We start from the raw sequence: 25,295 nt of genomic DNA on the forward strand, positions 1-25,295 counted from the left end.
CGAATTTGAGGAGCAGGCAAGATGTCGATGTCCGACCGTGATGGCGTGATCTGGTACGACGGCAAACTGGTGCCGTGGCGCGAAGCCAACACCCATGTGCTGACCCATACCCTGCACTACGGCATGGGCGTGTTCGAGGGCGTGCGCGCCTACAACACTCCGGACGGCACCGCCATCTTCCGTCTACAGGCGCACACCGACCGCCTGTTCGACTCCGCCCACATCTTCAACATGCAGATCCCTTACACCAAGGAAGAGATCAACGAGGCCCAGCGCGCCGCGGTGCGTGAGAACGGCCTGGAAAGCGCCTACCTGCGCCCGATGGTGTTCTTCGGCAGCGAAGGCATGGGGCTGCGTGCCGCGGGTCTGAAGGTACACGTGATCGTTGCGGCCTGGCACTGGGGCGCCTACATGGGCGAAGCAGCGCTGGAGAACGGCATCAAGGTACGCACCAGCTCCTACACCCGTCACCACGTCAACATCTCCATGACCCGCGCCAAGGCCAACGGCAACTACATCAACTCGATGCTGGCCCTGCAGGAAGCCATTTCCGGCGGCGCTGACGAGGCCATGCTGCTGGATCCGGAAGGCTACGTGGCCGAAGGCTCGGGCGAGAACATCTTCCTGGTCAAGGACGGCGTGGTGTACACCCCGGAAGTGACCTCCTGCCTCAACGGCATCACCCGCAGCACCATCCTGACCCTGGCCGAAGAGCACGGCATCAAGGTGGTCGAGAAGCGCATCACCCGCGACGAGGTGTACATTTGCGACGAGGCCTTCTTCACCGGGACTGCTGCTGAGGTCACGCCGATCCGTGAAGTCGATGGTCGCCAGATCGGGATCGGGCGCCGCGGGCCGATCACCGAGAAACTGCAGAAAGCCTACTTCGATCTGGTCACCGGCAAGACCAGTGGTCACGCCGAGTGGCGTACTCTGGTTAAATAAGCCGGTCATCTAGGCTATGACGGGGAGGCTTCAGGAGTCCGCCAGCAAGCTTGCGAGCTAGGGTCAGGCCAGGATAGGCAGGGGCGTAGGTGCGAGATTTACTGCGGTAGATCAGCGCCGAACCCAGGCTTTGAGGATGCATGACTGATGCGCAGCAGGTTGCAGGTGGGCTCCGGGCCTCCCCGGTCGTTTCTGGAAAGAATATGAAGATACTTATCGTTGGGCCGAGCTGGGTAGGCGACATGGTGATGGCGCAGACCCTGTTCCAGTGCCTGAAGCAGCGCCACCCAGAGTGCGAGATCGACGTGCTGGCGCCGGAGTGGAGTCGGCCGATTCTCGAGCGCATGCCCGAGGTGCGCGCCGCGCTCAGCCTGCCGCTCGGTCATGGCGTGCTCGACCTGGCCACGCGTCGACGCATCGGCAAATCGCTGGCTGGTCAGTACGATCAGGCGATCCTGCTGCCCAACTCGCTCAAGTCCGCGCTGGTGCCCTGGTTCGCCGGTATTCCCAAGCGTACTGGCTGGAAAGGCGAGATGCGCTATGGCCTGCTCAACGATATCCGCACGCTGGATAAAGCGCGCTATCCGCTGATGATCGAGCGTTTCATGGCGCTGGCCTATGAGCCCGGCGCCGCGCTGCCGCAGCCCTATCCGCAGCCGCGTCTGCGCATCGATGAGTCCAGTCGTGAGGCAGCCCTGAGCCAATTCGGCTTGCAATTGGATCGCCCGGTGCTGGCGCTGTGCCCGGGCGCCGAATTCGGTGAGGCCAAGCGCTGGCCGGCCGAGCACTACGCCAAGGTCGCCGAGATCAAGATTCGCGAAGGCTGGCAGGTCTGGGTGTTCGGCTCGAAGAACGACCACGCTGGCGGTGAAGACATTCGCATGCGGCTGATTCCCGGCCTGCGCGAGGAAGTCAGCAACCTTTCCGGGCAGACCAGCCTGGCCGAGGCCATCGACCTGATGTCGGCGGCTACTGCCGTGGTCTCCAACGATTCCGGGCTGATGCATGTAGCGGCAGCCTTGAACCGTCCTCTGGTCGCTATCTATGGCTCAACGTCGCCGGGCTTTACTCCGCCATTGGCTGATCGTGTCGAAATCGTTCGTCTGGGCCTGGACTGCAGCCCCTGTTTCGAGCGTACCTGTCGCTATGGCCACTACAACTGCCTGCGCGAGTTGAAGCCGAGGCCGGTGATCGAGGCGCTGGATCGGCTGGTTGGTGAAACCTTGACCCTGGTCGAGGGCGATTGATTTGCGGGTGCTGATCATCAAGACCTCGTCACTGGGCGACGTGGTGCATACCCTGCCAGCGTTGACCGACGCCGCTCGCGCCATTCCCGGTATCCGCTTCGATTGGGTGGTGGAAGAAGGTTTCGCCGAAATTCCAGCCTGGCACCCGGCGGTTTCCCAGGTCATTCCCGTCGCGATCCGCCGCTGGCGCAAGCATCCGCTGCGTACCTGGCGCAGTGGCGAGTGGGCGCGTTTCAAGCAGCGCCTGCGCGAAACCCGTTACGACCTGGTGATCGACGCCCAGGGACTGCTCAAGAGTGCCTGGCTGACGCGCTATGTGTCGGCGCCCGTGGCGGGGCTTGATCGCGATTCGGCGCGCGAGCCGCTGGCCAGTCGCTTCTATGATCGTCGCTACGCGGTAGCCAATGATCAGCATGCTCTGGAACGGGTGCGCCAGTTGTTCGCCAAGGCGCTCGGTTACACGCTACCGTCCGGCACCGGTGACTACGGTCTCAACCGCGCGGCGATGATGGATGCGACTGCCCAGCCCTATCTGGTGTTCCTGCATGGCACCACCTGGGCCAGCAAGCACTGGCCCGAGGCCGATTGGCGCGCCCTGGCCGAGCGCATGGACGAACTGGGTTGGGCCGTCCGCCTGCCCTGGGGCAGCGAGGCGGAGAAGGCGCGTGCCGAGCGTATCGCTGCCGGTCTCACTCATGCCGCCGTGTTGCCGAAGTTGAACCTGGCTGGCGTGGCCAAGGTCATTGCCGGAGCCAGCGCCTGTGTCTCTGTGGACACCGGGCTCGGTCATCTGGCTGCGGCGCTGGATGTACCCAATATTTCCCTCTACGGCCCGACGCTGCCCGGCAAGGTGGGTGCTTACGGTCGTAGTCAGATTCACCTGTGCGCCAGCGGCCCGGGAGCCGGCAGCGGCGACCGCGATAAGCCCTGCTTCGATGGTCTCGGCGCCGAGCGCGTCGGCCTGGAACTGGAGGCGCTGCTGCTTGCGCCTCCCGGCACCCTATAAAGGAGCGGCTATGCAACTGGCCTTCGTTCTCTACAAATACTTCCCGTTCGGCGGGCTACAGCGCGATTTCATGCGCATCGCCCTGGAATGCCAGGCGCGCGGTCATGCCATCCGTGTCTATACGCCGATTTGGGAGGGCGAGAATCCTGCTGGCTTCGATGTGCGCGTGGCGCCGGTACGCGCGTTGTTCAACCATCGCCGCAACGAGAAATTCACCGCCTGGTTGCAGGCCGACCTGAAGCGCGACCCCGTAGACCGGGTGATCGGTTTCAACAAGATGCCGGGCCTGGATGTCTACTACGCCGCCGACGGTTGTTTCGAGGACAAGGCGCAGACCCTGCGCAACCCGATTTATCGCCGCTGGGGCCGCTACAGACATTTCGCCGAGTACGAACGTGCGGTATTCGCGCCGGAGTCCAAAACCGAGATCCTGATGATCTCCGAAGTGCAGCAGCCGCTGTTCATCAAGCACTACAAGACCCCGCAGCAGCGTTTCCACCTGCTGCCGCCGGGGATCGCCTTGGATCGTCGCGCCCCGGCCAATGCCGCCGAAATCCGCGCCGAGTTTCGCCGTGAGTTCAAGCTAAACGACGATGACTTGCTGCTGGTGCAGATCGGCTCCGGCTTCAAGACCAAAGGCCTGGATCGTAGCCTCAAGGCGCTGGCTTCGTTGCCGCGCGAACTGCGCAAGCGCACCCGCCTGATCGCCATCGGCCAGGACGATCCCAAGCCCTTCCTGCTGCAGATCAAGGCGCTGGGCTTGTCCGGCCAGGTACAGATTCTCAAGGGTCGCAGCGACATCCCACGTTTCCTGCTTGGCGCTGATCTGCTGATCCATCCGGCCTATAACGAGAATACCGGCACGGTGCTTCTCGAAGCGCTGGTTTCCGGCTTGCCGGTGCTGGTCACCGATGTGTGCGGTTATGCCCACTACATCGCCGATGCCGATTGCGGCCGGGTGCTACCCAGCCCTTTCGAGCAGGAGCAGCTCAACCATACTCTTGCCGATATGCTGGCCGATCCGCAGCAGCGCGCTTTCTGGGGGCGCAATGGGCTGGCCTATGCCGACAGCGCCGACCTGTATTCGATGCCGAAGAAGGCTGCTGACGTGATCCTTGCTTCGAGGTGCGCGTGAAACTGATTCTCGCTGAACCCTTCAAGAGCCTGTGGGCCGGTCAGGATGCCTTCGAGGCTGTCGAGGCGTTGCATGGCCAGGTCTATCGCGAGCTGGAGGGGCGGCGCACCCTGCGCACCGAAGTCGATGGGCGCGGTTACTTCGTCAAGATCCACCGCGGTATCGGTTGGGGCGAGATCGTCAAGAACCTGCTGACCGCCAAGGCGCCGGTGCTCGGCGCTGCGCAAGAATGGCAAGCGATCCAGCGTTTGACCGAGGCTGGCGTGCCAACCATGACTGCGGTGGCTTATGGCGAGCGCGGCGCGAACCCGGCGAGCCAGCATTCCTTCATCGTCACCGAGGAACTGGCGCCGACCGTCGATCTGGAACAGCTCAGCCTGAACTGGGCGCAGCAGCCGCCGAAGCCCGCACTCAAGTGGGCGCTGATCCGTAAGGTTGCAGAGATGACGGGCGCCATGCACCGTGCCGGGGTCAATCACCGTGACTGCTATATCTGCCATTTTCTGCTGCATACCGATCGGCCGATCCAGGCCAATGATCTGCGACTGTCGGTGATCGACCTGCATCGCGCCCAGGTGCGTGACGCAGTGCCCCGCCGCTGGCGTGACAAGGATCTGGCCGCCCTGTATTTCTCTGCACTGGATATCGGTATGACAGGCCGCGACAAGCTGCGCTTTCTGCGCACCTACTTCCGGCGTCCGCTACGTCAGGTGCTGCGCGAGGAGGCAAGCTTGCTCGTTTGGCTGGAGCGCAAGGCGGCGAAACTGTATGAGCGCAAGCAGCGTTATGGAGAGGCGCTTTGATGGCTAGCTGGAGCCTTGCCCCGGAATATCATTCACTGTCAGAGGATTTAGGCTCTCTGGAGTCTGTTTTCGAACTCCAAGGTGAGCGGCTGACCAAGGATCCGTTGTCGGAGGTCATCCGTATCGAGCGTCACGGCGTGCGTTACTACGTCAAGCGCTACTGGGGGGCGGGTAAAGGTCTGCGCCGCTATCTGGGGCGTCCTCGTGTGAAGGCCGAATGGCAGAATCTCAAGTTGTTCGCCAAGTGGGGCATACCGACTGCACCGATCGTTGCACATGGTCTTGAGCGCAAGACTGGGGCTTTCGTGCGCGGGGCGTTGGTAACACGCGAACTGGAAAATACTCTCGACCTTGCTGAAGTCGCCAACCGTCAGGATGTGCGTCTGACTGATCAGGAATGGGTTCAGGTCATTAGTCAGCAATTGGCCAAGAGTACGCGGACAATGCATGACCACCACTTCACTCATAATGATTTGAAGTGGCGAAACTTGCTGGTCAATGAAAAGGCCGAGTTGTTCTTCATCGATTGCCCTACTGGTAGTTTCTGGTGGGGACCTTTGTTGCGCTACCGCATCGTCAAGGATCTGGCATGTCTCGACAAGGTTGCCAAGCGGGTGTTGTCGAGAACGCAGCGTTTACGTTTCTATTTGCAGTATCGGGGGCGTAACCGCTTGAGTAGCGGTGACAAGCGACGTGTACTGCGGATCCTTAAATTCTTCGAGGGCCGCGAATGAGCGACTTCATCGCGGCGCAGGATCGTGCCCTGCTTGAGCGTCACGGACTCGCCAGTTTCGATGCGCTTTGGGCGCTGAAACTTGAAGCAGTTGATGAGCCCAACACCGAGCGTGGCGGTTGGAGTAGTGTCTATCGTCTGGAGTTGGACGAGCGTGCCTTCTACCTGAAGCGGCAAAGCAATCACCTGACGCGTAGCCTGCTGCACCCATTCGGTGAACCGACCTTCGCGCGCGAGTTTCGCAATATTCGTCGCTATGCCGAGCTGAACATACCGGCCCTGCAGGCGGCGTTCTTTGCTGAACGCCGTTTGCCGGGTGAGCGCCGTGCTGTCCTGCTGACCCGCGCGCTAGATGGATGGCAGGATCTGGAACATTGGTTGACGCAATGGGCCGCACTCGACGGTGCCGCGCATGTGTCCATCCTTCGTGCTTGTGGCCGTCTTGCGCGTTGCTTGCACCAAGCTGGGCAGATGCACGGCTGTTTCTATCCCAAGCACATCTTCTTGCGTGAACAGGAAGGTGGGTTCGAGGCGCAGTTGATCGATCTGGAGAAAACTCGTCCATTGCTATTAGGGCGGCGTGATCGGATCAAGGATCTGGAGCCTTTGTTGCGCCGTGCCAGAATCTGGAACGAGGTCGAAGTGCGCGAACTGCTGGTGGCCTACCTCGGGGATGGAGGTGACGTCGATGCTTGGTGGCGGCAACTTGTTGCCCGGCAGTGCAACAAGGAGGCGCGTTGATGCGGTTAGGTGAATTGAGCCAGGCCGGCCGCACGCCTGATTTGCCGCTGACGCTGCACTTGGTGGGTGATCAGCTGGTGCTGGAGCGCCTGCTACGTGTGTTGCCTGGGCAGCGTTATGTCGCACTTGCACGTTGGCAGGGGCGTCCGGTGCTGGCCAAATTACTGGTCGGTAGCAAGGCGCCGCGCCATTTTCAGCGTGAGCTGGGGGGCGCTGAGCTGATGGCTGGTCAAGGACTCACCACCCCCGAGCTGCTTGCTCAAGGCTTCATCGATGGGCAGGGCGGTTGGTTGCTGTTCGAGTACCTAGGTGGCGCGCAGAGCCTGTGGGATGTCTGGTGCGAAGCAGCGCGCGAACCACTGTTGAACGACGACCAGCAGAACGTACTGGCCGCAGCGCTGGCAGCCATCGGACAGATGCATGCCCAGGGTCTTTGGCAGGCCGACCTGCATCTGGACAACCTGCTACGGCATGAAGGTCGTTTGTACCTGATCGACGGAGGAGGCGTGCGCCGTGAAACGGCCGGGCAGCCGCTGTCGCGGGCGAGGGTGTTGGAAAACCTCGGTGTCTTCTTCGCCCAACTACCCGCCGAGCTGGATTCCTACTTAGAAGAGTTGCTGATCCACTACCTCCTCGCCAACGGTGAACACGCATTACCGCTGGAAATGCTCCAGGCCGAAATAGCCAAGGTACGCCGTTGGCGTCTGCGTGATTACCTGAGGAAAACAGCTCGTGACTGCAGTCTGTTCGCCGCTCGAATCGGTGCTTTTGGCCTGCGCGTGGTGCGTCGCGAGGCCGAGCCGGAACTGCAGCCGTTGCTGACTGATCTCGATGCTCGGATCGACGCTGGACATATCTACAAGACCGGTGGTGCAGCCACGGTGGCGCGGGTCGAATGTGGAGGCCGCTCACTGGTGGGCAAGCGTTACAACGTGAAGAACCTGCTGCACTGGTTCAAGCGTTTCTGGCGCCCCAGTCGTGCTTGGCATAGCTGGCGCGAAGGCAACCGCCTGCGACTGCTGGGTATCGTCACGCCGACACCGCTGGCGGTGATCGAGCAGCGCTGGTGCTGGCTGCGCGGTCGTGCCTACCTGATTACCGACTATTGCGACGGGCAGGATATAATCACGCGTTTTGAAGCGTACAAGCAGGCCACGCCCCCGGAAAACGAGCTGCTGGCGCTGGATCGGCTGTTCGCTGCCCTGCTGCGCGAACGTATCAGCCACGGTGATTTCAAGGGGCACAATCTGTTCTGGGATGAAAAGCAGGGTGCCTGGTCGCTGATCGACCTGGATGCCATGCGACAGCATCGCAATGCGCGCAGTTTTGCCCGGGCCTATGCCCGCGACCGCGCCCGTTTTCTGCGCAACTGGCCGGTGGATTCCGCCCTGCACCAGTTGCTCGACCAACGTTTACCGCAGGTGCCTGGCACCTGCCCGAATTAGAGGCTCAAACCTGTGGCACTGACCATTCTCGGCCTGTCCGGCGCCCTCAGTCATGACCCCTCCGCGGCGTTGTACATCGACGGCAAGTTGATTGCAGCGGTGGAAGAGGAGCGCTTCGTGCGCGACAAGCACGCGAAGAACCGCATGCCCTACGAATCGGCCAAGTTCTGCCTGGAACAAGCCGGCATCAAGCCGTCGGATGTCGATGTGGTGGCCATTCCCTTCGCCCCCATCAGCATCTTCGAGAAGGCCCGCTGGCAGTACGCCAAGCGTTACGCCTACGCGCCGGATCGCGCTCTTGATGCCATCCTGTTCGGTAACCGCCGTTACAAGCGCTACAAGAAGCGTATCGAGTGGTGCCTGGTGCAACTCGGCTTCGACCTGAAGAAGGTCAAGATCGAGCCGGTCGAGCATCACCTGGCGCACGCCTCCAGCGCCTATCATTGCTCGGGCTTCAAGGAGAAGACCGCGATCCTCGGCATCGACGGCAAGGGCGAGTACGCCACGACCTTCTTCGGCTATGGCGAGAACGGCAAGATCCACAAGATCAAGGAATTCTACGATCCGGATTCGCTCGGCGGCCTCTATGGTGCGATCACCGAGTATCTGGGCTTCGAGATGCTCGATGGCGAGTTCAAGGTCATGGGCATGGCGCCTTACGGTGACGCCGCCAAGTACGACTTCTCGCGTCTGGCCAAGTTCGAGAACGGCGAGCTAATCATCAATACCGAGTACGCCAACGTCATCGGTTTCCGCCGTTACAAGGAGAATGGCAAGGGCTACTACTTCTCGCCCAAGCTAATCGAATGGCTCGGCCCGAAGCGCGAGGGTGATATCGCCGACGACCCGTACATCCACTACGCGGCTAGCATGCAGGCGCTGTTTGAGAAGCTGGCGCTGCAGATGATGGAGCACTACCTCGGCGACATTCTCAAGGAAACCGGCAAGATCGCCTTCGCTGGCGGCTGCGCGCTGAACGTCAAATTGAACCAGAAGATCATCGCCCGTGATGATGTCAAAGAGCTGTTCGTCCAGCCGGCCTCTGGTGATGCCGGCACTGCCGTCGGCGCTGCGGCTTACGTCTCGCACAAGCGTGGCGTGCCGGTGGAGAAGATGGAGCACGTCTACCTTGGCCCTTCGTACAGCAACGAAGAGGTCATCGCTGCCTGCGCCAAGCACCCGAACCAGCCTGTGTTCAAACTCATCGACAACACGTCTGAGCGCATCGCAAAAATCATGGTCGACGGCAACCCGGTAGCCTGGTTTCAGGGCCGCATGGAGTTCGGGCCGCGCGCCTTGGGTGGCCGCTCGATCATCGGCTGCCCGAGCGTGCCGGGCGTGGCCGACCGCATCAACGAGCAGATCAAGTTTCGCGAGCGCTGGAGACCCTTTTGCCCGTCGATGCTCGATACCGTGGCGACGAAGATGCTCAAGGTGGATCACCCTAGCCCGTTCATGACCTTCACCTTCGAGGTGAACGAGGAGTGGAAGGAGCGTGTCGGCGAAGTGGTGCACGAGGATGGCACCTCGCGCGCTCAGGTGCTGGAGCGTCGCTTCAATCCGCGCTGGTACGACCTGATGCTGGAGCTGGAGAAACTGACCGGCAACGGCGTGTCGCTGAACACCTCGCTCAACCGCCGTGGCGAGCCGATGATCTGCTCGCCGACCGATGCTCTGAACATGTTTTACGGTTCGGATCTGCAGTACCTCATCATGGAAGATGTGCTCGTGGTCAAGGATGGCAAGGATTGGTATGACGGCGTCTGAGCAGGCAGACGGCCAAACGCAGCGCTGGGTTCTGCAGTTCTGCCATGGCTATGACGGCCCCTTTCTGGATTGCGCACGGCAGTACGCCGTGCTGTTCAAAGGTACGCCCTACAAGGTCTGTACGGTCTACCTGACCGGCAAGCCGTCGGAGGAGGTCGAGCGCGGCTCGGCTTCCGACGAGGTGATCTTCCTCGGCTATTCCAGTGCCCAGGTGCGCGGCCTGAAACTGGGTGCCATCCGCGATTTCCGGCGGATCGTCGCCTCGCGCGACTTCGCCCTGTGCATCGCGCACCGTTTCAAGCCGATCTACGTTGCTCTGCTGGGCAGCAGCCTGCCGGTGATTGGCGTGCACCACGCCTTTGGCGACTACAAGCGTCGTTCTCGCCAACTGTTCGCCAACTTCTTCCGCAAGCGCTTGATGCTGCTTGGTGTTTCCAATGCCGTGCGTGACGACATGCGCAGCTGTTTGCCGGATTGGCCAGCAGAGCGTATCGAGACCCTCTATAACCGTATTGACGTCGAGGCGGTGCAGGCCGAGCAGGTTGCCCGCGAAGCGGCCCGTAAGCATCTGGGGTTGCCACAGGACGCCTGGGTGGTCGGTAATGTTGGCCGCCTGCATCCGGACAAGGACCAGGCCACACTGATTCGCGGTTTTGCCCGGGCTCTGCCGCAACTGCCAGCAGGCAGCTTGCTGGCGATCATGGGTAGTGGCCGTCTGGAGTCCGCACTCAAGGCGCTGGCGGCTGAGCTGGGCGTTGACGACGCGGTGCGCTTTCTCGGCCAGGTGCCCAATGGGCGAGGCTATTTCAAGGCTTTCGATGTATTCGCCCTGACCTCCGACCACGAGCCGTTCGGCATGGTATTGCTGGAGGCTATGGCGGCTGGAGTACCGGTGCTGGCAACTGATTGCGGTGGTGCCAGAGAGGTTGTCGAGGCTGCAAGTTGTCGTTTCCCCCTGGGGGATCACGACATGTTGGCACAACGCTTGATTCACTGTTCCGATGCAGAGTTCTTATCTGAACTCGATAACCTTCAGCGACGATTCAGTGACTTGGCAGTAAAAGAAACGTTCTGGCAGTTGTCAATGCCGTCTCGCTTGAAACAGTGTTTCTGACGAACCAGTGATTTTCAGGAATAGTTATCGTGATCAAGATGCTGAAGGCGTCTCGTTGCAGGTATTGGTTGCGCCAGCGGGGTATCAAATTAGGGATTGCAGTCCCCGATTTCCCAAGAGCCGCTGTGTTGCAGCTGGAGGAGGGCTGCGCCATCTCCGGGGTGCAGGCGGCTTTCACGACTCTGCATGTCGGAACCATGACCTATATTCGCAGTGAGTCCGAGTTGCTGAACGTGTCGCGTATCGGACGTTTCTGCTCGATCGGTAACTCCGTGGTCATTGGTCAGGAGAAAGCGGGGCATCCGCTGGATTGGGTCAGCACGCATCCAATGCAATATACAGGGACGTCCTTGCACTATATTGAGCGGGGTGAGCCAGCCGAAATAGGACATGATGTCTGGATTGGTCGTGAGGCGATGATAATGGAGGGAGTCAAGGTCTCGACGGGGGCGGTCATTGCTGCTCGTTCCCTGGTGACGTGCGATGTTCCCCCCTACGCTATCGTGGCAGGAACGCCGGCCCGCATTATCCGGTATCGACACTCGGAGCAGGTGATCAACGATTTGTTGGGTAGTGCCTGGTGGGAGCTTCCCGTTGACGTGTTGCAGCGTCTGTCCCTCGACGTTCCCGAGCATTTCCTTCGCCAATTTGCCGAGTTGCCATCACGTGAGCCTGCTATCTACAGGCAGGTCGAGGTCAGTCGCCGTGGGTGCCGTGAACTTTCAGGTGGCCTGGCTTCCGGGCGAGTCGGTGAAGTCCAATGAAAGTCTTGTTCTTGGTACAGGGCGAGCAGCGGGCCATTCTGGATCGCTTGTATGAAGGCGTTCAGCGCAACTGTGACTGCGAGGTTCGTTGGCTGGGGCGCGACGATCAGGCCAACCTGCGCCGGTATTTCCGGGATCATGTAGACGTTGCACGTTACGACCGTATCCTGTTTTTCCTGCGCTTCAAGCAGGAGATACGCCAGGTCTCTTTCCTGCGGAGCGTGCCGAACAGCGTGATCCTCGAACACGATGCCTACCAGAATTACATCGCGTGCAAATACACCGGCAAATTCAGTGCGCATTACCGCAAACTGCCCTGGGTGAGAGTGATCAGTTCAGGTTATGTAGTGAGCCAGCGCTTGCGCCAGGAAGGGTTCGATGCCGTATTCGTTCCCAAGGGCTACGACCAGGCGTTGCTGAGTGATCAGGGCAGAACGCGTGACATTGAGCTGGGTTTCGTCGGCAGTACCAAGAGCGTGGCTTACAGCGGGCGCAAGGCGCTTCTGGACGAGTTGGCGAAGGTCGAGAATCTGGTAGTCACGCGCACCAAATCAGGTGAGGAATACCTCAATACGCTCAATCGCATTCGGTTCTTCGTCAGTGCCGATGTCGGTATGGGTGAATACATGATCAAGAACTTCGAGGCCATGGCGTGTGGCTGCGTGTTGCTGGCTTACGATCATGGTGAAGAGGAGAGTCGTGCACTTGGCTTCGTCGATATGGAAAATATCGTGTTGTACCGGAGTGTCGACGATTTGTGTGGCAAGCTGGCTCAGTTGCGTGCCGATCCGATCTGGGCTGAGCGGATTGCGGCCAATGGCAAGGCGCTGGCGGTATCGCGTTATGGATTCGATCAGATCGGTGCGGAAATAGTTCGTGCCATGCGGCCCCCACTGCGGCCCGCTCCGACTCCAGGTTGGTTCTGCCGTCTGCGCAACCGGTTCGGGGTTTGATTTTGAGTAAGCCGCGCCTACTATTTCTAGTCCCTTATTTTGGTCGCTGGCCGTTCTGGATGCCCTTTTTCCTGGCAAGTTGCCGATTCAATCCGGACGTACGCTGGCTATTTTTTACCGATTGTGGCGTTCCGAAGGATGCTCCGGACAACGTTCGGTTCCGGAGCATGAGTTTTGCCGATTACTGCTCCAAGGTGTCGGCAGCGCTTGGGGTCGACTTTCAACCTCGCAACCCTTACAAACTCTGTGACTTGAAGCCGGCATTGGGTTATATCCATTGCGCTGAGTTGGAGGGGGTGGATTTTTGGGGCGTCAGCGACATTGATCTGGTGTATGGCGATCTCTGTAGCTACTTCACCAGCGAGCGTCTGGAACGTTTCGACTTCCTCTCCACCCATGAGCGACGAGTGTCCGGGCACCTGTGCCTGTTTCGTAACAACGAGCGAATGCTCACTGCCTTCATGAAGGTTCCGGGCTGGCAGGCGGCGTTGTCTTCTGATCAACATAGAGCTTTCGACGAAGGGGCTTTCAGTCGCTTGTTCATTCGCAATAAAAATTGGCCGGCACCTTTGCGCAGGCTTTCCGATGCATGGAATCCCTGGCGGCATCGCTGTGAATTCAGTGAGGCGTTCAGTACACCGAATGGCCGCATACCCTGGCACGATGGCAGTTTTGAATTTCCGCAACGCTGGATCTGGCGTGAGGGACAGTTATTCAATGACCGCGATGGTTCGCGGCAGTTCCCGTACTTCCATTTCATTGGCTGGAAGTGTGACGCTTGGCCCACTTGCAGTGAACAGGAGCTCATGGAGGATGCCGCGCTGGCCGCGATGGATTCCTGGAGCATTACTCCCAAGGGTTTTCGAGAGGTTTAGATCTTGATTTTTTCCAAGGACAGTGACGTCACTCTGGTAGTCACCAGTTGCGGGCGTTTCGACCTTTTGAAGAGGACGCTTGCCAGCTTCGATGCTTTCAATCGCTCACCTATCCGTGAGGTTTTCATCACCGAGGACTCGGGTGATGAGGCGGTAAAGGCTTGCATTCCCGAGCACTGGCATGAGCATACGACGTTCTTCGTCAATGTGCCTCGGTTGGGGCAATTGCACTCCATCGATCTGGCCTACTCGCACGTCAAGACCCCCTGGATCTTTCATTGTGAGGATGACTGGGAGTTCTATCGGCCAGGCTTCATCGAGGACTCGCTTGTGTTCCTGAAGGCCGATCCCCAGGCCTTGCAGGTATGGCTGCGCAGTTTTGCCCATGATCTGGCGCTTCATAGTCCATACGTGTACCTGGGGGAGCGTGAGGTGGTCGAGGGGATCGCGGCTTATCGCGTCGGCTCGCACAAGGAAGACTGGCAGGGCTTTTCCTTCAACCCCGGGTTGCGTCGCATGGTCGATTATCAGCTGCATGCCCCCTTCGGCCAGTATGATGGTGAAAAGGACTTGTCCCGGCTGTACGCCAACGATCAGCGGCATGCGCTCATTCTGGAGAACGATGCTGTCCTGCATACCGGATTCGGCGAGCATGTCAGTGTGCCCGAAGAGCGGGCCAAGAAGGCGAAGCGAAAGAAACGCGAGCGTCTACGCCTGGGGCTGGTCTTCTTCATTGGTTTGTTGATTGGAGTATTTCTATGAGTGCCTTGCACGGCATGCAGCGATGGCACGAGCGGTACGGTTATTTCACGTTCGCACTGCTGATCTTCATCGCCAGCTTCCTGTTGCTTCCTACCAGCAAGATGGTCAATAACGTCTATTACGTGCTGCTGGCACTGCCTGCGTTGGTGTTCCTCGTGGTGCGCCTTGGTCGTGATATTCGTCCGTCGCCCGCCTTGTTGCTCTGGGCAGGGTTATGTGCCTGGTACCTGCTGGTCGGCGCACTTTCAGGTAGCGGTCAGTATTTCAAGCATGTGCTCTATCTTGCGCTGTTCGTTCTGTTGGTGAGCCAGTTGGTCGATCCACGGATTTTTCGTACCGCGCTTTTCGCACGTGGCCTGTTCTGGGTGGTGGGCATATACGTTCTGGGGTCGGCAATCGTCTATTGGATCATTGGACGTTACGCTCCAGGCGAACGAATCATTTGGCTGCCGGGGCGGATGGCGGGCCCGATCTATACCAGCATGTGGCTGGCCTGCTGCTTTGCCCTGGCGTTGCCGACCTGGATCGCTCAGCGGCGTTGGCTGGAGCTGGCGGCTGCTTTGGCGCTGGCAGTTTTTTGCATGGCTTATGTACTTCAGAGCCGCTCAGGGCTTGTCGGCATGTTGGCGATCTGCGCGCTGATCTGCGCATGGCACGCGATGCGCCATTTGCGCTACTTTCTGATACTGGCCGTTGCCGCGATGATCGTGGTGGGAGTAATTCTTTTCGCCGTGACTGAAGTGCCCGTGATGAGCCAATTGTTCGCTCGGGCCGACTCAGGGCGTTTCGAGCTATGGCGCGTGCTCGCGGGTGAATGGCAGGCGTGCGGGATATGGTTGGGGTGCGGTGTGCACTATACGACTAGCTCCACCATCATGGGGGGCGTTGCGATTCAGCATCCCCACAATATCTACCTGGCGCTGGGGTTATACAGCGGCCTGGTGTCACTGCTTCTGTTCATGGCCTTGGCGATTGTCGTTCTCCGGCACGCCTGGCTGCAGCGTGACCCCTGGGGGTTGTACTTGCTCGTGGCTCTGATCGTGCTGAATTTCGATGGCAGCAAGCTGGTGGGTAACCCTGATGAGCTCTGGATGCTGGTGTTGCTGCCGATAGCGTTGATCCCCAACGAGCGTCGGACGCAACCCTGAGGCTGGCAAGGCGCCTGTGTGTCAGGCGCCTTGCCGAATTTTTTCGCAATGGGCCCACAGCTGAGCGGTATCCAGGACGATATTTTCCTTTCTCAGGTATTTGTCGAAATGCTCCTGATTGCGGCGAATCCTGCCACGGCCCAAGGCGCGCCGGCGGATCTGAAGATCTGCAATGTCAATAAGGCCGAACGCCCCGTCCGGGGTCTTGACTATGTTGCCCAGGTGCAGGGAGCGGAAATACACGCCGCTTTCGTGCAGATGATTGATGAAGCGTGCCAGGGGAGGCAGCAAATCCAACCAGTCGGCTTTGCCTTCACATAACAAGGTAAACAGTGTTTCCCCTGGCAGGGGGCAATAGAGAACTGCTGTCCTCGACGCATCATCCAGACGGTACAGCTGCAGTGGCGTCAGGGTCGGTATGCCTCGCTTTTTCAGCGCCTCGGCATTGGCGCAGAAACGCAGTGACTGCGGGCGTAACAGCGCAGAAGAGAGCAGTCGCTTGCGACGAAACAGCTTAAGCATATTGCCATCAGTCAGTGCGTAGACCTTTGGGCCGTAGCTGTCCTGTTCCAGAATGCTCGCACCCTCGATCATTTTGTTCAGCGTGGTGACGGGAAGGTGATTGAAGTTCAGCACGTCCTGGACGCTCTCTGGTTGCGGAAGTGCATATGATGCCCGATCTTGCAAGGGCGCGGCCACGATATTGGGAATGCTAAGATTGCCATTCTTATTACCGGTGAAAGCGGACATGACCGAAGTACCCCAGCAGAACGCTGCTTCCAGCCTTACTATTTATTTCCGGTTGCTGGCTTATGTCAGGCCTTACATTGGTTTGTTCCTGCTAAGCCTACTGGGCTTCCTGATTTTCGCCTCTACCCAGCCGATGCTGGGTTACATGCTCAAGTACTTCGTCGATGGTTTGTCCAATCCGGATGCCAGTTTGTTCGCCGGCGTGCCCTGGTTGCTGGAATCCCTCCCCTGGCTGGCACACTTGAAGCTGCTGCAGGCCGTGCCCCTGCTGATCGTACTGATTGCTGTGTGGCAGGGCATCGGCTCCTTTCTCGGCAACTATTATCTGGCGAAGGTCTCGATGGGGCTGGTGCAGGATCTGCGTATCGCGCTGTTCAACAACCTGCTGACGTTACCCAATCGCTACTTCGATAATCACAACTCCGGACATCTGATCTCGCGTATTACCTACAACGTGACCATGGTCACCGGCGCGGCTACCGATGCGATCAAGGTCGTTGTGCGTGAAGGCATGACGGTAGTGTTCCTGTTTGCCACGCTGCTTTGGATGAACTGGAAATTGACCTTGGTGATGGTGGCAATCCTGCCGGTCATCGGCCTGATGGTGACCAGTACCAGCAAGAAATTCCGTAAGCAGAGTAAGAAAATCCAGACCAGCATGGGCGACGTCACTCATGTGACCTCCGAAAGCATTCAGGGCTATCGGGTTGTACGGAGTTTTGGTGGTGAGGATTACGAGAAGAGCCGTTTTCTTAAGGCGAGCGAGGAAAACAAGCTCAAGCAATTGAAAATGGTCAAAACCAATGCCGTTTATACCCCCAGCCTGCAACTGGTGATCTACAGCGCTATGGCGGTGCTGATGTTCCTCGTACTGTTGTTGCGAGGCGAGGCGTCGGCAGGTGACCTAGTGGCCTACATCACGTTGGCCGGTTTGCTGCCCAAGCCGATCCGTCAGTTGTCCGAGGTCAGCTCGACGATTCAGAAGGGCGTCGCGGGTGCCGAAAGCATTTTCGAACAGCTCGACGAGGAGCCGGAGGTCGATCATGGCACCCAAGAGCGCGAGCGCATCAGTGGTCGGCTGGAGGTGAAGAATTTGAGCTTCAGCTATCCGGGATCGGAAAAACCGGTGCTGAATGACATCTCCTTCGTTGCCGAGCCTGGGCAGATGGTGGCGCTGGTCGGGCGTTCCGGCAGCGGCAAGTCGACCCTGGCGAACCTGATTCCGCGTTTCTATCACCATGAGCAGGGGCAGATCCTGCTCGATGGCCTGGATGTCGAAGACTACACCCTACGTAACCTGCGCAGGCACATCGCTCTGGTGACCCAGCATGTCACTCTGTTCAACGATACCGTACGCAACAATATCGCCTACGGCGATCTGGCTGGCGCGCCGCTCGCAGCGGTGCAGCAGGCAGCCGGTGATGCCTATGCCGCTGAGTTCATCGAGAAGATGCCGCAAGGCTACGACACCCTGGTCGGCGAGAATGGCGTGTTGCTCTCCGGCGGACAGCGCCAGCGCCTGGCCATTGCTCGCGCTTTGCTCAAGGATGCACCGCTGCTGATCCTCGACGAGGCCACTTCGGCTCTGGATACCGAGTCCGAGCGGCATATCCAGGCGGCGCTGGATCAGGTGATGCAGGGTCGTACCACGCTGGTGATCGCGCACCGCCTGACCACTATCGAGAAGGCCGATCTGATTCTGGTGATGGATCAGGGGCAGATCGTCGAGCGTGGCAGCCACGCCGAACTGCTGGCGCAGAACGGCTACTACGCGCGCTTGCACGCCAAGCAGTTCGAGGAAGACGACGATTCCGTCGTGGCCGAGCAGAACGCCTGATGTTGAGTCGTCTGCAATTCTGGCGTGAACGTGGCTGGACGCCTATTTCCGCCGCCGACTATGCCGCGACCTGGGCCCGTTTCGGCGGCAGCGTTGCCACCCATCCCCAGGTGGTCGTGCGCCTGGCTGATCTGGCCGGTATCCCGGTGCGTTACCTGGGGTGGATGATCGATGGCGAGCTGCAAGCCGCTATCCCGACCTGGGGGCGACATCTGGCCTTGTCCAAGGATGTGCTCAAGCTGCGGGGTAAGCGCGGTCTGTTCGACCTGGGCAATGCCGAGATCATTCTGCCGCTGGCAACTGGTGCGCAGGTTGCGCTGCGCCATCGTGCTCGCTACCTGTCCGAACTCAATGCGACCGGGCTGATTGGCATCAGCGAGCAGCCTGAAGGCCTGGCGCTGGCTCGTGAGCCGGAGCAGTACAGCAAGAAATTCCGCTATAACCAGCGCCGTGAACAGCGTTTGCTGGAAGAGGCGGGTGGGGTGATCCGGCCGATGCTTGAGCTGACACCGCAGGAACAGGCGCGCATCTACGCTGACCTGTTCCAGCGCCGTTGGGGCTTCGAGGCCACCGGGAAGGATCATCTGGCGGAGGTATTCGCTCTGTTGCGCGAATTCATGACCGGTTCCTTGATCTATCTGAACGATGAGCCGGTGGCGATCCAGGTGCTCTATCGTGTCGAGGCGCCGCAGTGGGTCAGCCTGGAATACATCAACGGCGGGGTCGACCCGCAGCAGCGCGAGTTCAGCCCCGGCAGCGTACTCAGCTTCGTCAATACGCAAGGTGAATGGGAACATGCGCGCGCGCTGGGCAAGCCGCTGCGCTATTCCTTCGGTCGCGCCGACCGCGAATACAAGGATCGCTGGTGCAACCGGGTGCCGGTCTATCAGGTGTAAATCGATGAACGGACGCAAGCAGCAACTGCTCAAGCGCCACCGGCGTAACAAGCGCATCGCCATGCTGGTAGCCCTGCTGGCTTTGCTCGCGCTCGGTGTGCTGGTCGCCTGGTGGCTGCCGCCTCTACTGCTGGTGCTGGGCTGGGTGGCGCACGAGGCCTGGTTTGCCGATCATCTGTTCTATTCGCCGCGCGACGATTACCGCTACGACTTCCCCGATGACTGTCTCAGCCTGCCGGCGCGTATCGAGCGGGGGGCGCTGCAGGTCGAAGCCGATCTAGATGACTACGACACCCTGGTGCTCGAGCTACGACTGACGGCGACCTGGCTGGGGCGTTGGCTCGATCCCTATGTACTGGTGGGCGATGATCGCCAGGATTTCGAGCGCGGCGTCGCCGGGCGGCGCTACCTCAACCTGTCCGGCGTGCAGGCCAATGGCCTGAACATCGTGTCGCGCTTCTGCCGCATCGAGGGCGAGCTGCGCTTGCATGCCATGCATAACCCGGACTATGCCGCGCAGCGCATGCTGATCATCGCGCCGCATGCCGACGACGCCGAACTGGCCGCCTTTGGTCAGTACAGCCGCTCGTCCGACACCGCCATCGTCACCCTGACTCAGGGTGAGATCGAGGCCGAAAACTATCAGCGGCTGGGGTTGGACAAGGCCGCCGCCGCTCGCCTGAAGGGCCGCCTGCGTGCCTGGGACAGCCTGGCCGCGCCGCTCTGGGGGGGCGTGCCGCAGCAGCGCTGCGTGCAGCTCGGCTACTACTGCCTGCAACTGCCGGCCATGGCCGAGCAACCGCAAGTGCCCTTCGGTTCCCGTGAGTCGGGGGAAAGCGATGTGCGCCCTGTGCGCCGTCACAACCCGCTGACTCTGCCGGCCGATGCCGACGGTCTGCCGACCTGGGACAACCTGATCGCCGACCTGGTCGCAGTGATCGAGCATTACCGCCCCGAAGTGCTGCTGACGCCGCATCCGCAACTCGATCCACATCACGACCATGTTGCCAGTACGCGTGCCGTGCTCGAAGCCTGCGAGCGCAGCGGCTGGAAGCCACAAACCCTGTTGCTCTACGCCAATCACCTGCATGACAACGACCGCTGGCCCATGGGGCCGGCGGGTAATGGCATCGCCTTGCCGCCGGCGATCACGCCGTTGCCGGCCGACCGCCTGTGGAGCCCGACGCTGGATGCCGAGCGGCAAATGGACAAGGCCATGGCGCTGGGCCTGCAGCATGATCTGCAAGGCCCGCTGCCGCTGAAAAGGCGTCTGCGTCGCCTGATTCAGTGGGCCCTGGCCGGGCGCCGCTGGCCGGCCACGGGCGAAGACGAGTTCTTCCGCAAGGCCGTGCGCCGGCATGAGTTGTTCTGGGTTCGCCCGCTCTGAACAGCTCGTCGTACTCGTCATGCTATGATTTTTTCCGTTTTTCTCCCCTTCTGGAGCCATCATGAAACTGACCATGCCTCGCTATGACCAAGCCGCCGTTCTGGTGGTGGGCGATGTGATGCTCGATCGCTACTGGCACGGCGGCACGTCGCGGATTTCCCCGGAGGCTCCGGTGCCCGTGGTGCGTGTCGACCAGATCGAGGATCGTCCCGGCGGTGCCGCCAACGTGGCGCTGAATATCGCGGCGCTCGGAGCGCGCGCTCTGCTGGTTGGCGTTACTGGTGAAGACGAGGCGGCTGAAAGTTTGAGCGACAGCCTGCGTGGGGTCGGTGTGGAGACGCATTTTCAGCGCCTCGATGGCCAACCCACCATCGTCAAGCTGCGCGTGATGAGCCGTCATCAACAATTGCTGCGCATGGATTTCGAGGAGCCGTTCAACACCGATACCGCTGCGCTGGCTCGGGATGTCGATGCGCTGCTCGATGGGGTCAAGGTGCTGGTGCTGTCAGACTACGGCAAGGGCGCACTGCAGAATCACCAGACGCTGATCCAGGCTGCACGCAGGAAGAACATTCCGGTGCTGGCCGACCCGAAGGGCAAGGATTTCTCCATCTACCGTGGCGCCAGCCTGATCACGCCGAATCTGCACGAGTTCGAAACCATCGTCGGTGGCTGTGCCGATGAGGCCGAACTGGTCAGCAAGGGTGCCAAGCTGATGACCGAGCTGGAGCTGGGTGCCCTGCTGGTGACGCGCGGCGAGCATGGCATGACCCTGCTGCGTCCGGGGCATGCGCCACTGCACCTGCCGGCCCGTGCCCGTGAAGTGTTCGATGTGACCGGTGCCGGTGACACGGTAATTTCCACCCTGGCGGCGTCCATCGCCGCAGGCGAGGAGTTGCCGCAGGCCGTGGCCCTGGCCAACCTTGCTGCCGGTATCGTCGTGGGCAAATTGGGTACCGCTGCTATCAGCGCACCGGAGCTGCGCCGTGCCGTACAGCGTGAAGAGGGATCCGAGCGTGGCGTGCTGAGCCTGGATCAGTTGCTGATCGCTATCGAGGATGCGCGTGCCCATGGCGAGAAGATCGTCTTCACCAATGGCTGCTTCGACATTCTGCATGCCGGTCACGTGACCTATCTGGAGCAGGCGCGTGCGCAGGGTGACCGTTTGATCGTGGCGATCAACGACGATGCCTCGGTCAGCCGTCTGAAAGGCCCGGGTCGTCCGATCAATGCCGTAGACCGTCGCATGGCGGTGCTGGCGGGGCTCGGTGCGGTGGATTGGGTCGTGAGCTTCGCCGAAGACACTCCTGAGCGTCTGCTCAAGCAGGTGCAGCCCGATGTGCTGGTCAAGGGCGGCGACTACGGCATCGAGCAGGTAGTAGGTGCTGATATCGTTCAGGCATACGGCGGCGAAGTGCGCGTGCTCGGTTTGGTGGAAAACAGCTCCACCACCGCGATTGTCGAGAAAATTCGCAGCAAGTGACACGTCAGAGGACATGACGTCAGTCATGTCCTGTCCGCGCCCTTCCAGGAATACGGCTTGACCTGATTGCCGCAGCGCTGCGTCTTGAGGGTCATAGTCGCTTGTCAGTCGGCGGCGCATCATCGGTGGCACCTCTCATGTGGAGCGAGATGCCATGACCGTCGATGTACAGGGCCAGGCCCTGAGCGTACTGAGCAAACTGGCCCAGGCCGACTGGCCAGACCGCCTCAATGTGCGCAAGTCCTTCGAGAAACTCGTCTATAGCGGTAGCCGCGCCAGCTTTCGCCTGGCTGCTGGCCGTGCCAGCAGCGCGCCGCGTGAAGCGCGCCCGGCTGCCGATGACTTGTTCGACCTGTCACTGACTGAAGAACAGCAGATGCTGGTGGATATGCTTCAAGGCTTCGCCTTGGAGGTTCTGCGTCCGGCTGCGCATGAGGCAGACGCTCAGGCGCGCGTGTCTGCTGCACTGATCAATCAGGCACGTGAACTGGGCTTGGCCCACTATGGTGTGGGTGAGGCGCATGGTGGACTGGCCGGAGAGCGCACCGTACTCAGTAATGCGCTGATCGCCGAAAGCCTGGCGCAGGGAGATTTCTCCCTGGCCGCTGCGCTGCTGGTGCCGCTTTCCGCCGCCAACTGCATCCGTCGTTGGGGCTCGCCTGAGCAACAGGCGGCCTGGCTACCGGCTTTCGTCAGTGAGGAGGGGCCTCGGCCCTTCGCCTTGGCAGTGTGCGAGCCAGGCGTGTTAAGCGATGCGCGTCAGCCCACCACGCGAGCGCGCAAGCGTGGCAAGCATTACCTGCTCGATGGCGAGAAGGCACTGGTCATCGGCGGTCTAGGTGCCAGTCAGTTGATCGTCAGCGCTCAGGCCGGTGATGGCCCGGCGTTGTTCATCGTCGATGCGGCGAGCAAGGGTGTCACCCGCCGTGCCGAGCCTGCGATGGGGCTGAAGGCCTGCGGCCTGGCGCGCATTCAACTCAAAGGTGTGAAGGTACCGCTCGAGTCTCGGCTAGCTGGTGAGAACTTCGACTTTCAGGCCTTTCTCGATTGCAGCGCGTTGGCGCTGTGCTCGCTTGCTGTCGGTTCGGCGCAGGCGGCGCTGGACTACGTGACGACCTACTGCAATGAGCGCCAAGCCTTCGGTGAGCCGATCAGTCATCGTCAGGGCGTGGCCTTCATGGTCGCCGACATCGCCATCGAACTGGATGCCATGCGCTTGCTGCTTTGGCGTGCCTGCGCGCGTGCCGAGGCCGGCTTGCCATTTCGCCGTGAGGCGTACCTGGCGCGCCTGCTCTGCGCGGAGAAGGCGATGAAGATCGGCTCCGACGCGGTGCAACTGCTCGGCGGCCATGGTTTTACCCAGGAGCACCCGGCCGAGCGCTGGTATCGCGACCTGCGCAGCGTCGCCGTGCTCGCTGGCGGCCTTCATCTATAGGGTGGCAACGATGAATCTGGAAACTCCGAAGAAATTCCGCGGCCTGCAACACCAGGCTGGACAGGTGGCCAAGCACTATTTCCGGCCAATCTCGCGCAAGTATGACAAGGCCGAGCACGCCTATCCCAAGGAGCTGGATCTGCTTGCCGCGCTGCTCGACGGCATGAACGAAGGCTCTCCCGAGGCCGTCGGCGCTGGTTCGGCCAGCAAGCGTGGTGCGGCTCGCGAGCAGCAGGACGGTATCAAGAACGGCGGCAATATGGCGGCGCTGCTCGGTGTGATGGAGCTGTGCTGGGGCGACGTCGGTCTATTGCTGGCCATGCCCCGCCAGGGCCTGGGCAACGCGGCTATCGCGGCGGTGGCCAATGACGAGCAACTGACACGCTTCGGCAGAACCTGGGCGGCCATGGCCATTACCGAGCCGGGATGCGGCTCCGACTCGGCGGCGATTCGTACCACTGCAGTGAAGGATGGCGATCATTACATCCTCAATGGCGAAAAGATTTTCGTCACTTCCGGCGAGCGCGCGGATTCGGTGGTGGTCTGGGCCAGCCTGGACAAGAGTCTCGGACGTGCAGCGATCAAGTCCTTCGTGGTGGAGAAGGGCACGCCTGGCATGACGGTCACCCGTCTGGAAAAGAAGCTGGGCATCAAGGCATCGGACACCGCCTCGATCAGCTTCAGCGATTGCCGTGTACCGGCGGCCAATTTGCTGGGCAACGCCGAAATCGATGTGCAGAAGGGTTTTGCCGGGGTCATGGAGACCTTCGACAACACTCGGCCACTGGTCGCTGGCATGGCTGTCGGCGTGGCTCGTGCAGCGTTGGAGCGCACCCGTGAGTTGTTGCTCAAGGCGGGTTGCCGTTTCGACTACGCCAAGCCGCTGCTGGCCGTTACTCACGCCGAGGCGACGCTGTATCGGCTGGAGGCTGAGTGGGAGGCGGCGCGCCTGTTGACGCTGAAGGCTGCATGGATGGCTGACAACAAGCTGCCCAATTCGAAGGAGGCCTCCATTGCCAAGGCCAAGGCAGGACGCGTGGCCAGCGAGGTGACGCTCAAATGTGTCGAGTTGGCCGGTGCGATGGGATATGGCGAGGACGAGTTGTTGGAGAAGTGGGCGCGTGATTCGAAGATTCTCGACATCTTCGAAGGCACCCAGCAGATTCAGTTGCTGATCGTCGCTCGGCGGTTGTTGGGCAAGAGCTCCAGTGAGCTCAAGTAAGACACGCGAGTTGCATCCTACAAGCAAAAAGCCCGCATTTGCGGGCTTTTTGCTTAGAAGCGGAAGACTTCCGTATCGATCTTGATGGGTTCTGCCACCGGAATCTTCGGCCCGGCAGCGGCCGGTTCTTGCGGTTTGGCCTTGGCCACCGGAGGTTTCTTGCGTACTGGCTCGGGTGTCGGGTCTGTAGCCGCTGCCACCGGCTGGATGGCGGTCGCCAGTTGTGCTGCCAGACGCTGTACCAGCGCGCTCTGTGCCTTGACTTGTTCTGCCAGGGGGCCGCTGTGAGGCTCTTCCAGGCGGATCAGACGGCTATCGCGCAGTTGCCCGCGACGGTCGAGCAGACGCCACTGTGCTTCCAGAACGGCGGGTTGGGTCGGGCCGGAGTCCAGTCGGGTAATGGTCAGCATGACCTGAGCGTCAGCGCTGAAGCCCGGAGCTGCCGGGGCCAGCACCAGGCGCTGGCTGTCAAGGCGCCAGGCCAGTTGACGCAGCATCTGCTGGTCGATGTCGTTGGCCAGGCCGCTGGCCCAGCGAGCGTTCTGGGCAGCGACCAGGCTGCCATCGGCTTGGCGTTGCAGCAGGTTCTGCTGACGCAGGTAGTCGGCCACGCTGATCGGACCGACCAGTACGGTGACACCATTGTCCTTGGTTGGCGTCACGGCGCTGCCGCTATCCAATTGGTAGAGGGGCACCGGCTTCTGCTGCAGCAGGCTGCAACCGCTCAGCATGAGCAGCGTGGTCAGAAGTAGAGCCACAGGGCGTACTACAGTCATCATTCGTTCCCGGCAGCTGCTTATGGGGCAACCGCACATCGATCCCATATCATGCAGTGGGGCCATGCACA

23 protein-coding genes are annotated in these 25,295 nt (G+C 60.6%); 21 read left to right on the forward strand and 2 right to left on the reverse strand.

Annotated elements, in window-relative coordinates; translation table 11 throughout:
• The first annotated feature begins 21 nt into the window (after positions 1-21).
• The 15 genes from HS968_RS03295 to HS968_RS03365 all read left to right on the forward strand — a co-directional run bounded on the left by HS968_RS03295 (position 22) and on the right by HS968_RS03365 (position 15,438).
• Positions 22-945 carry a branched-chain amino acid transaminase gene (locus HS968_RS03295; protein WP_119692060.1) on the forward strand — a complete coding sequence of 308 codons (924 nt, stop codon included), beginning with the start codon at positions 22-24 and terminating at the stop codon, positions 943-945.
• A 203-nt stretch (positions 946-1,148) separates the two neighbouring features.
• Positions 1,149-2,192, forward strand: coding sequence for a lipopolysaccharide heptosyltransferase II (gene waaF / locus HS968_RS03300; RefSeq protein WP_182370132.1), 1,044 nt, complete (start codon positions 1,149-1,151; stop codon positions 2,190-2,192).
• A 1-nt stretch (position 2,193) separates the two neighbouring features.
• The gene (gene rfaC, locus HS968_RS03305; protein WP_182370134.1) at positions 2,194-3,198 is read left to right on the forward strand and encodes a lipopolysaccharide heptosyltransferase RfaC; all 1,005 of its coding nucleotides are present in this window, start codon (positions 2,194-2,196) and stop codon (positions 3,196-3,198) included.
• Positions 3,199-3,208: 10 nt separating this feature from the next.
• Positions 3,209-4,333 (forward strand): glycosyltransferase family 4 protein, encoded by a 1,125-nt coding sequence (locus HS968_RS03310; protein WP_182370135.1) that lies wholly within the window; start codon positions 3,209-3,211, stop codon positions 4,331-4,333.
• The gene (gene rfaP, locus HS968_RS03315) at positions 4,330-5,136 is read left to right on the forward strand and encodes a lipopolysaccharide core heptose(I) kinase RfaP (RefSeq protein WP_182370137.1); all 807 of its coding nucleotides are present in this window, start codon (positions 4,330-4,332) and stop codon (positions 5,134-5,136) included. The genes HS968_RS03310 and rfaP overlap by 4 nt, the downstream gene beginning before the upstream one ends.
• A complete protein-coding gene (locus HS968_RS03320) occupies positions 5,136-5,870 on the forward strand; it encodes a lipopolysaccharide kinase InaA family protein (protein ID WP_119692055.1) in 735 nt (244 codons plus the stop codon). Before rfaP ends, HS968_RS03320 begins: the two co-directional genes overlap by 1 nt.
• A complete protein-coding gene (locus HS968_RS03325) occupies positions 5,867-6,610 on the forward strand; it encodes a lipopolysaccharide kinase InaA family protein (RefSeq protein ID WP_182370138.1) in 744 nt (247 codons plus the stop codon). Before HS968_RS03320 ends, HS968_RS03325 begins: the two co-directional genes overlap by 4 nt.
• Complete coding sequence (locus HS968_RS03330) at positions 6,610-8,055, forward strand: lipopolysaccharide kinase InaA family protein (RefSeq protein ID WP_182370140.1); 1,446 nt, start codon at positions 6,610-6,612, stop codon at positions 8,053-8,055. Before HS968_RS03325 ends, HS968_RS03330 begins: the two co-directional genes overlap by 1 nt.
• Before the next feature lie 12 nt (positions 8,056-8,067).
• Positions 8,068-9,822 (forward strand): carbamoyltransferase family protein, encoded by a 1,755-nt coding sequence (locus tag HS968_RS03335; protein ID WP_182370141.1) that lies wholly within the window; start codon positions 8,068-8,070, stop codon positions 9,820-9,822.
• On the forward strand, positions 9,809-10,936 hold the full coding sequence (locus tag HS968_RS03340; protein WP_182370142.1) for a glycosyltransferase: 1,128 nt from the start codon (positions 9,809-9,811) through the stop codon (positions 10,934-10,936). Before HS968_RS03335 ends, HS968_RS03340 begins: the two co-directional genes overlap by 14 nt.
• Before the next feature lie 38 nt (positions 10,937-10,974).
• On the forward strand, positions 10,975-11,700 hold the full coding sequence (locus HS968_RS03345; protein WP_238338951.1) for a CatB-related O-acetyltransferase: 726 nt from the start codon (positions 10,975-10,977) through the stop codon (positions 11,698-11,700).
• Positions 11,697-12,653, forward strand: a complete 957-nt coding sequence (locus tag HS968_RS03350) for a glycosyltransferase family protein (RefSeq protein WP_182370144.1) — start codon at positions 11,697-11,699, stop codon at positions 12,651-12,653. Before HS968_RS03345 ends, HS968_RS03350 begins: the two co-directional genes overlap by 4 nt.
• Entirely contained in the window at positions 12,650-13,528 is an 879-nt protein-coding gene (locus HS968_RS03355) for a DUF6625 family protein (RefSeq protein WP_238338908.1), read from the forward strand. The genes HS968_RS03350 and HS968_RS03355 overlap by 4 nt, the downstream gene beginning before the upstream one ends.
• Entirely contained in the window at positions 13,529-14,290 is a 762-nt protein-coding gene (locus HS968_RS03360; protein ID WP_182371566.1) for a glycosyltransferase family 2 protein, read from the forward strand. It abuts the gene before it with no gap.
• Entirely contained in the window at positions 14,287-15,438 is a 1,152-nt protein-coding gene (locus HS968_RS03365) for an O-antigen ligase family protein (protein WP_182370146.1), read from the forward strand. The genes HS968_RS03360 and HS968_RS03365 overlap by 4 nt, the downstream gene beginning before the upstream one ends.
• Before the next feature lie 21 nt (positions 15,439-15,459).
• Here the strand turns inward: HS968_RS03365 and HS968_RS03370 are convergent, their stop codons facing one another.
• Positions 15,460-16,032 (reverse strand): BUD32 family EKC/KEOPS complex subunit, encoded by a 573-nt coding sequence (locus tag HS968_RS03370; RefSeq protein WP_182371567.1) that lies wholly within the window; start codon positions 16,030-16,032, stop codon positions 15,460-15,462.
• Between the two features lie 154 nt (positions 16,033-16,186).
• Here HS968_RS03370 and msbA point away from each other — a divergent pair, with 154 nt between their 5' ends.
• From msbA to HS968_RS03400, 6 genes are all read left to right on the forward strand, one after another.
• Positions 16,187-18,025, forward strand: a complete 1,839-nt coding sequence (gene msbA / locus HS968_RS03375; RefSeq protein ID WP_182370148.1) for a lipid A export permease/ATP-binding protein MsbA — start codon at positions 16,187-16,189, stop codon at positions 18,023-18,025.
• Positions 18,025-18,921, forward strand: a complete 897-nt coding sequence (locus HS968_RS03380; protein WP_182370149.1) for a GNAT family N-acetyltransferase — start codon at positions 18,025-18,027, stop codon at positions 18,919-18,921. Before msbA ends, HS968_RS03380 begins: the two co-directional genes overlap by 1 nt.
• Before the next feature lie 4 nt (positions 18,922-18,925).
• Positions 18,926-20,308: a PIG-L deacetylase family protein gene (locus HS968_RS03385; RefSeq protein WP_182370150.1), complete on the forward strand. Its 1,383-nt coding sequence runs from the start codon at positions 18,926-18,928 to the stop codon at positions 20,306-20,308.
• Positions 20,309-20,369: 61 nt separating this feature from the next.
• Entirely contained in the window at positions 20,370-21,791 is a 1,422-nt protein-coding gene (gene hldE, locus HS968_RS03390; RefSeq protein WP_182370151.1) for a bifunctional D-glycero-beta-D-manno-heptose-7-phosphate kinase/D-glycero-beta-D-manno-heptose 1-phosphate adenylyltransferase HldE, read from the forward strand.
• Positions 21,792-21,945: 154 nt separating this feature from the next.
• Positions 21,946-23,226 carry an acyl-CoA dehydrogenase family protein gene (locus HS968_RS03395; protein ID WP_182370152.1) on the forward strand — a complete coding sequence of 427 codons (1,281 nt, stop codon included), beginning with the start codon at positions 21,946-21,948 and terminating at the stop codon, positions 23,224-23,226.
• 10 nt (positions 23,227-23,236) lie between these two features.
• Complete coding sequence (locus HS968_RS03400) at positions 23,237-24,448, forward strand: acyl-CoA dehydrogenase family protein (protein WP_182370153.1); 1,212 nt, start codon at positions 23,237-23,239, stop codon at positions 24,446-24,448.
• 53 nt (positions 24,449-24,501) lie between these two features.
• On the opposite strand, the gene HS968_RS03405 is transcribed toward HS968_RS03400, so the two are convergent.
• The gene (locus tag HS968_RS03405; protein ID WP_119692039.1) at positions 24,502-25,227 is read right to left on the reverse strand and encodes a PqiC family protein; all 726 of its coding nucleotides are present in this window, start codon (positions 25,225-25,227) and stop codon (positions 24,502-24,504) included.
• Positions 25,228-25,295 lie beyond the last annotated feature (68 nt).

The sequence above is a fragment of the Pseudomonas berkeleyensis genome, from assembly GCF_014109765.1.
Taxonomy (GTDB): Bacteria; Pseudomonadota; Gammaproteobacteria; order Pseudomonadales; family Pseudomonadaceae; genus Aquipseudomonas; species Aquipseudomonas berkeleyensis.

Excerpts from the sequence above, each read along its gene's own strand:
- HS968_RS03295 (WP_119692060.1), top strand. The coding sequence starts at position 22 with ATGTCGATGTCCGACCGTGATGGCGTGATCTGGTACGACGGCAAACTG.
- waaF (WP_182370132.1), top strand. The coding sequence starts at position 1,149 with ATGAAGATACTTATCGTTGGGCCGAGCTGGGTAGGCGACATGGTGATG.
- HS968_RS03310 (WP_182370135.1), top strand. The coding sequence starts at position 3,209 with ATGCAACTGGCCTTCGTTCTCTACAAATACTTCCCGTTCGGCGGGCTA.
- HS968_RS03320 (WP_119692055.1), top strand. The coding sequence starts at position 5,136 with ATGGCTAGCTGGAGCCTTGCCCCGGAATATCATTCACTGTCAGAGGAT.
- HS968_RS03325 (WP_182370138.1), top strand. The coding sequence starts at position 5,867 with ATGAGCGACTTCATCGCGGCGCAGGATCGTGCCCTGCTTGAGCGTCAC.
- HS968_RS03330 (WP_182370140.1), top strand. The coding sequence starts at position 6,610 with ATGCGGTTAGGTGAATTGAGCCAGGCCGGCCGCACGCCTGATTTGCCG.
- HS968_RS03340 (WP_182370142.1), top strand. The coding sequence starts at position 9,809 with ATGACGGCGTCTGAGCAGGCAGACGGCCAAACGCAGCGCTGGGTTCTG.
- HS968_RS03345 (WP_238338951.1), top strand. The coding sequence starts at position 10,975 with ATGCTGAAGGCGTCTCGTTGCAGGTATTGGTTGCGCCAGCGGGGTATC.
- HS968_RS03350 (WP_182370144.1), top strand. The coding sequence starts at position 11,697 with ATGAAAGTCTTGTTCTTGGTACAGGGCGAGCAGCGGGCCATTCTGGAT.
- HS968_RS03365 (WP_182370146.1), top strand. The coding sequence starts at position 14,287 with ATGAGTGCCTTGCACGGCATGCAGCGATGGCACGAGCGGTACGGTTAT.
- HS968_RS03370 (WP_182371567.1), bottom strand. The coding sequence starts at position 16,032 with ATGATCGAGGGTGCGAGCATTCTGGAACAGGACAGCTACGGCCCAAAG.
- msbA (WP_182370148.1), top strand. The coding sequence starts at position 16,187 with ATGACCGAAGTACCCCAGCAGAACGCTGCTTCCAGCCTTACTATTTAT.
- HS968_RS03380 (WP_182370149.1), top strand. The coding sequence starts at position 18,025 with ATGTTGAGTCGTCTGCAATTCTGGCGTGAACGTGGCTGGACGCCTATT.
- HS968_RS03385 (WP_182370150.1), top strand. The coding sequence starts at position 18,926 with ATGAACGGACGCAAGCAGCAACTGCTCAAGCGCCACCGGCGTAACAAG.
- hldE (WP_182370151.1), top strand. The coding sequence starts at position 20,370 with ATGAAACTGACCATGCCTCGCTATGACCAAGCCGCCGTTCTGGTGGTG.
- HS968_RS03395 (WP_182370152.1), top strand. The coding sequence starts at position 21,946 with ATGACCGTCGATGTACAGGGCCAGGCCCTGAGCGTACTGAGCAAACTG.
- HS968_RS03400 (WP_182370153.1), top strand. The coding sequence starts at position 23,237 with ATGAATCTGGAAACTCCGAAGAAATTCCGCGGCCTGCAACACCAGGCT.
- HS968_RS03405 (WP_119692039.1), bottom strand. The coding sequence starts at position 25,227 with ATGATGACTGTAGTACGCCCTGTGGCTCTACTTCTGACCACGCTGCTC.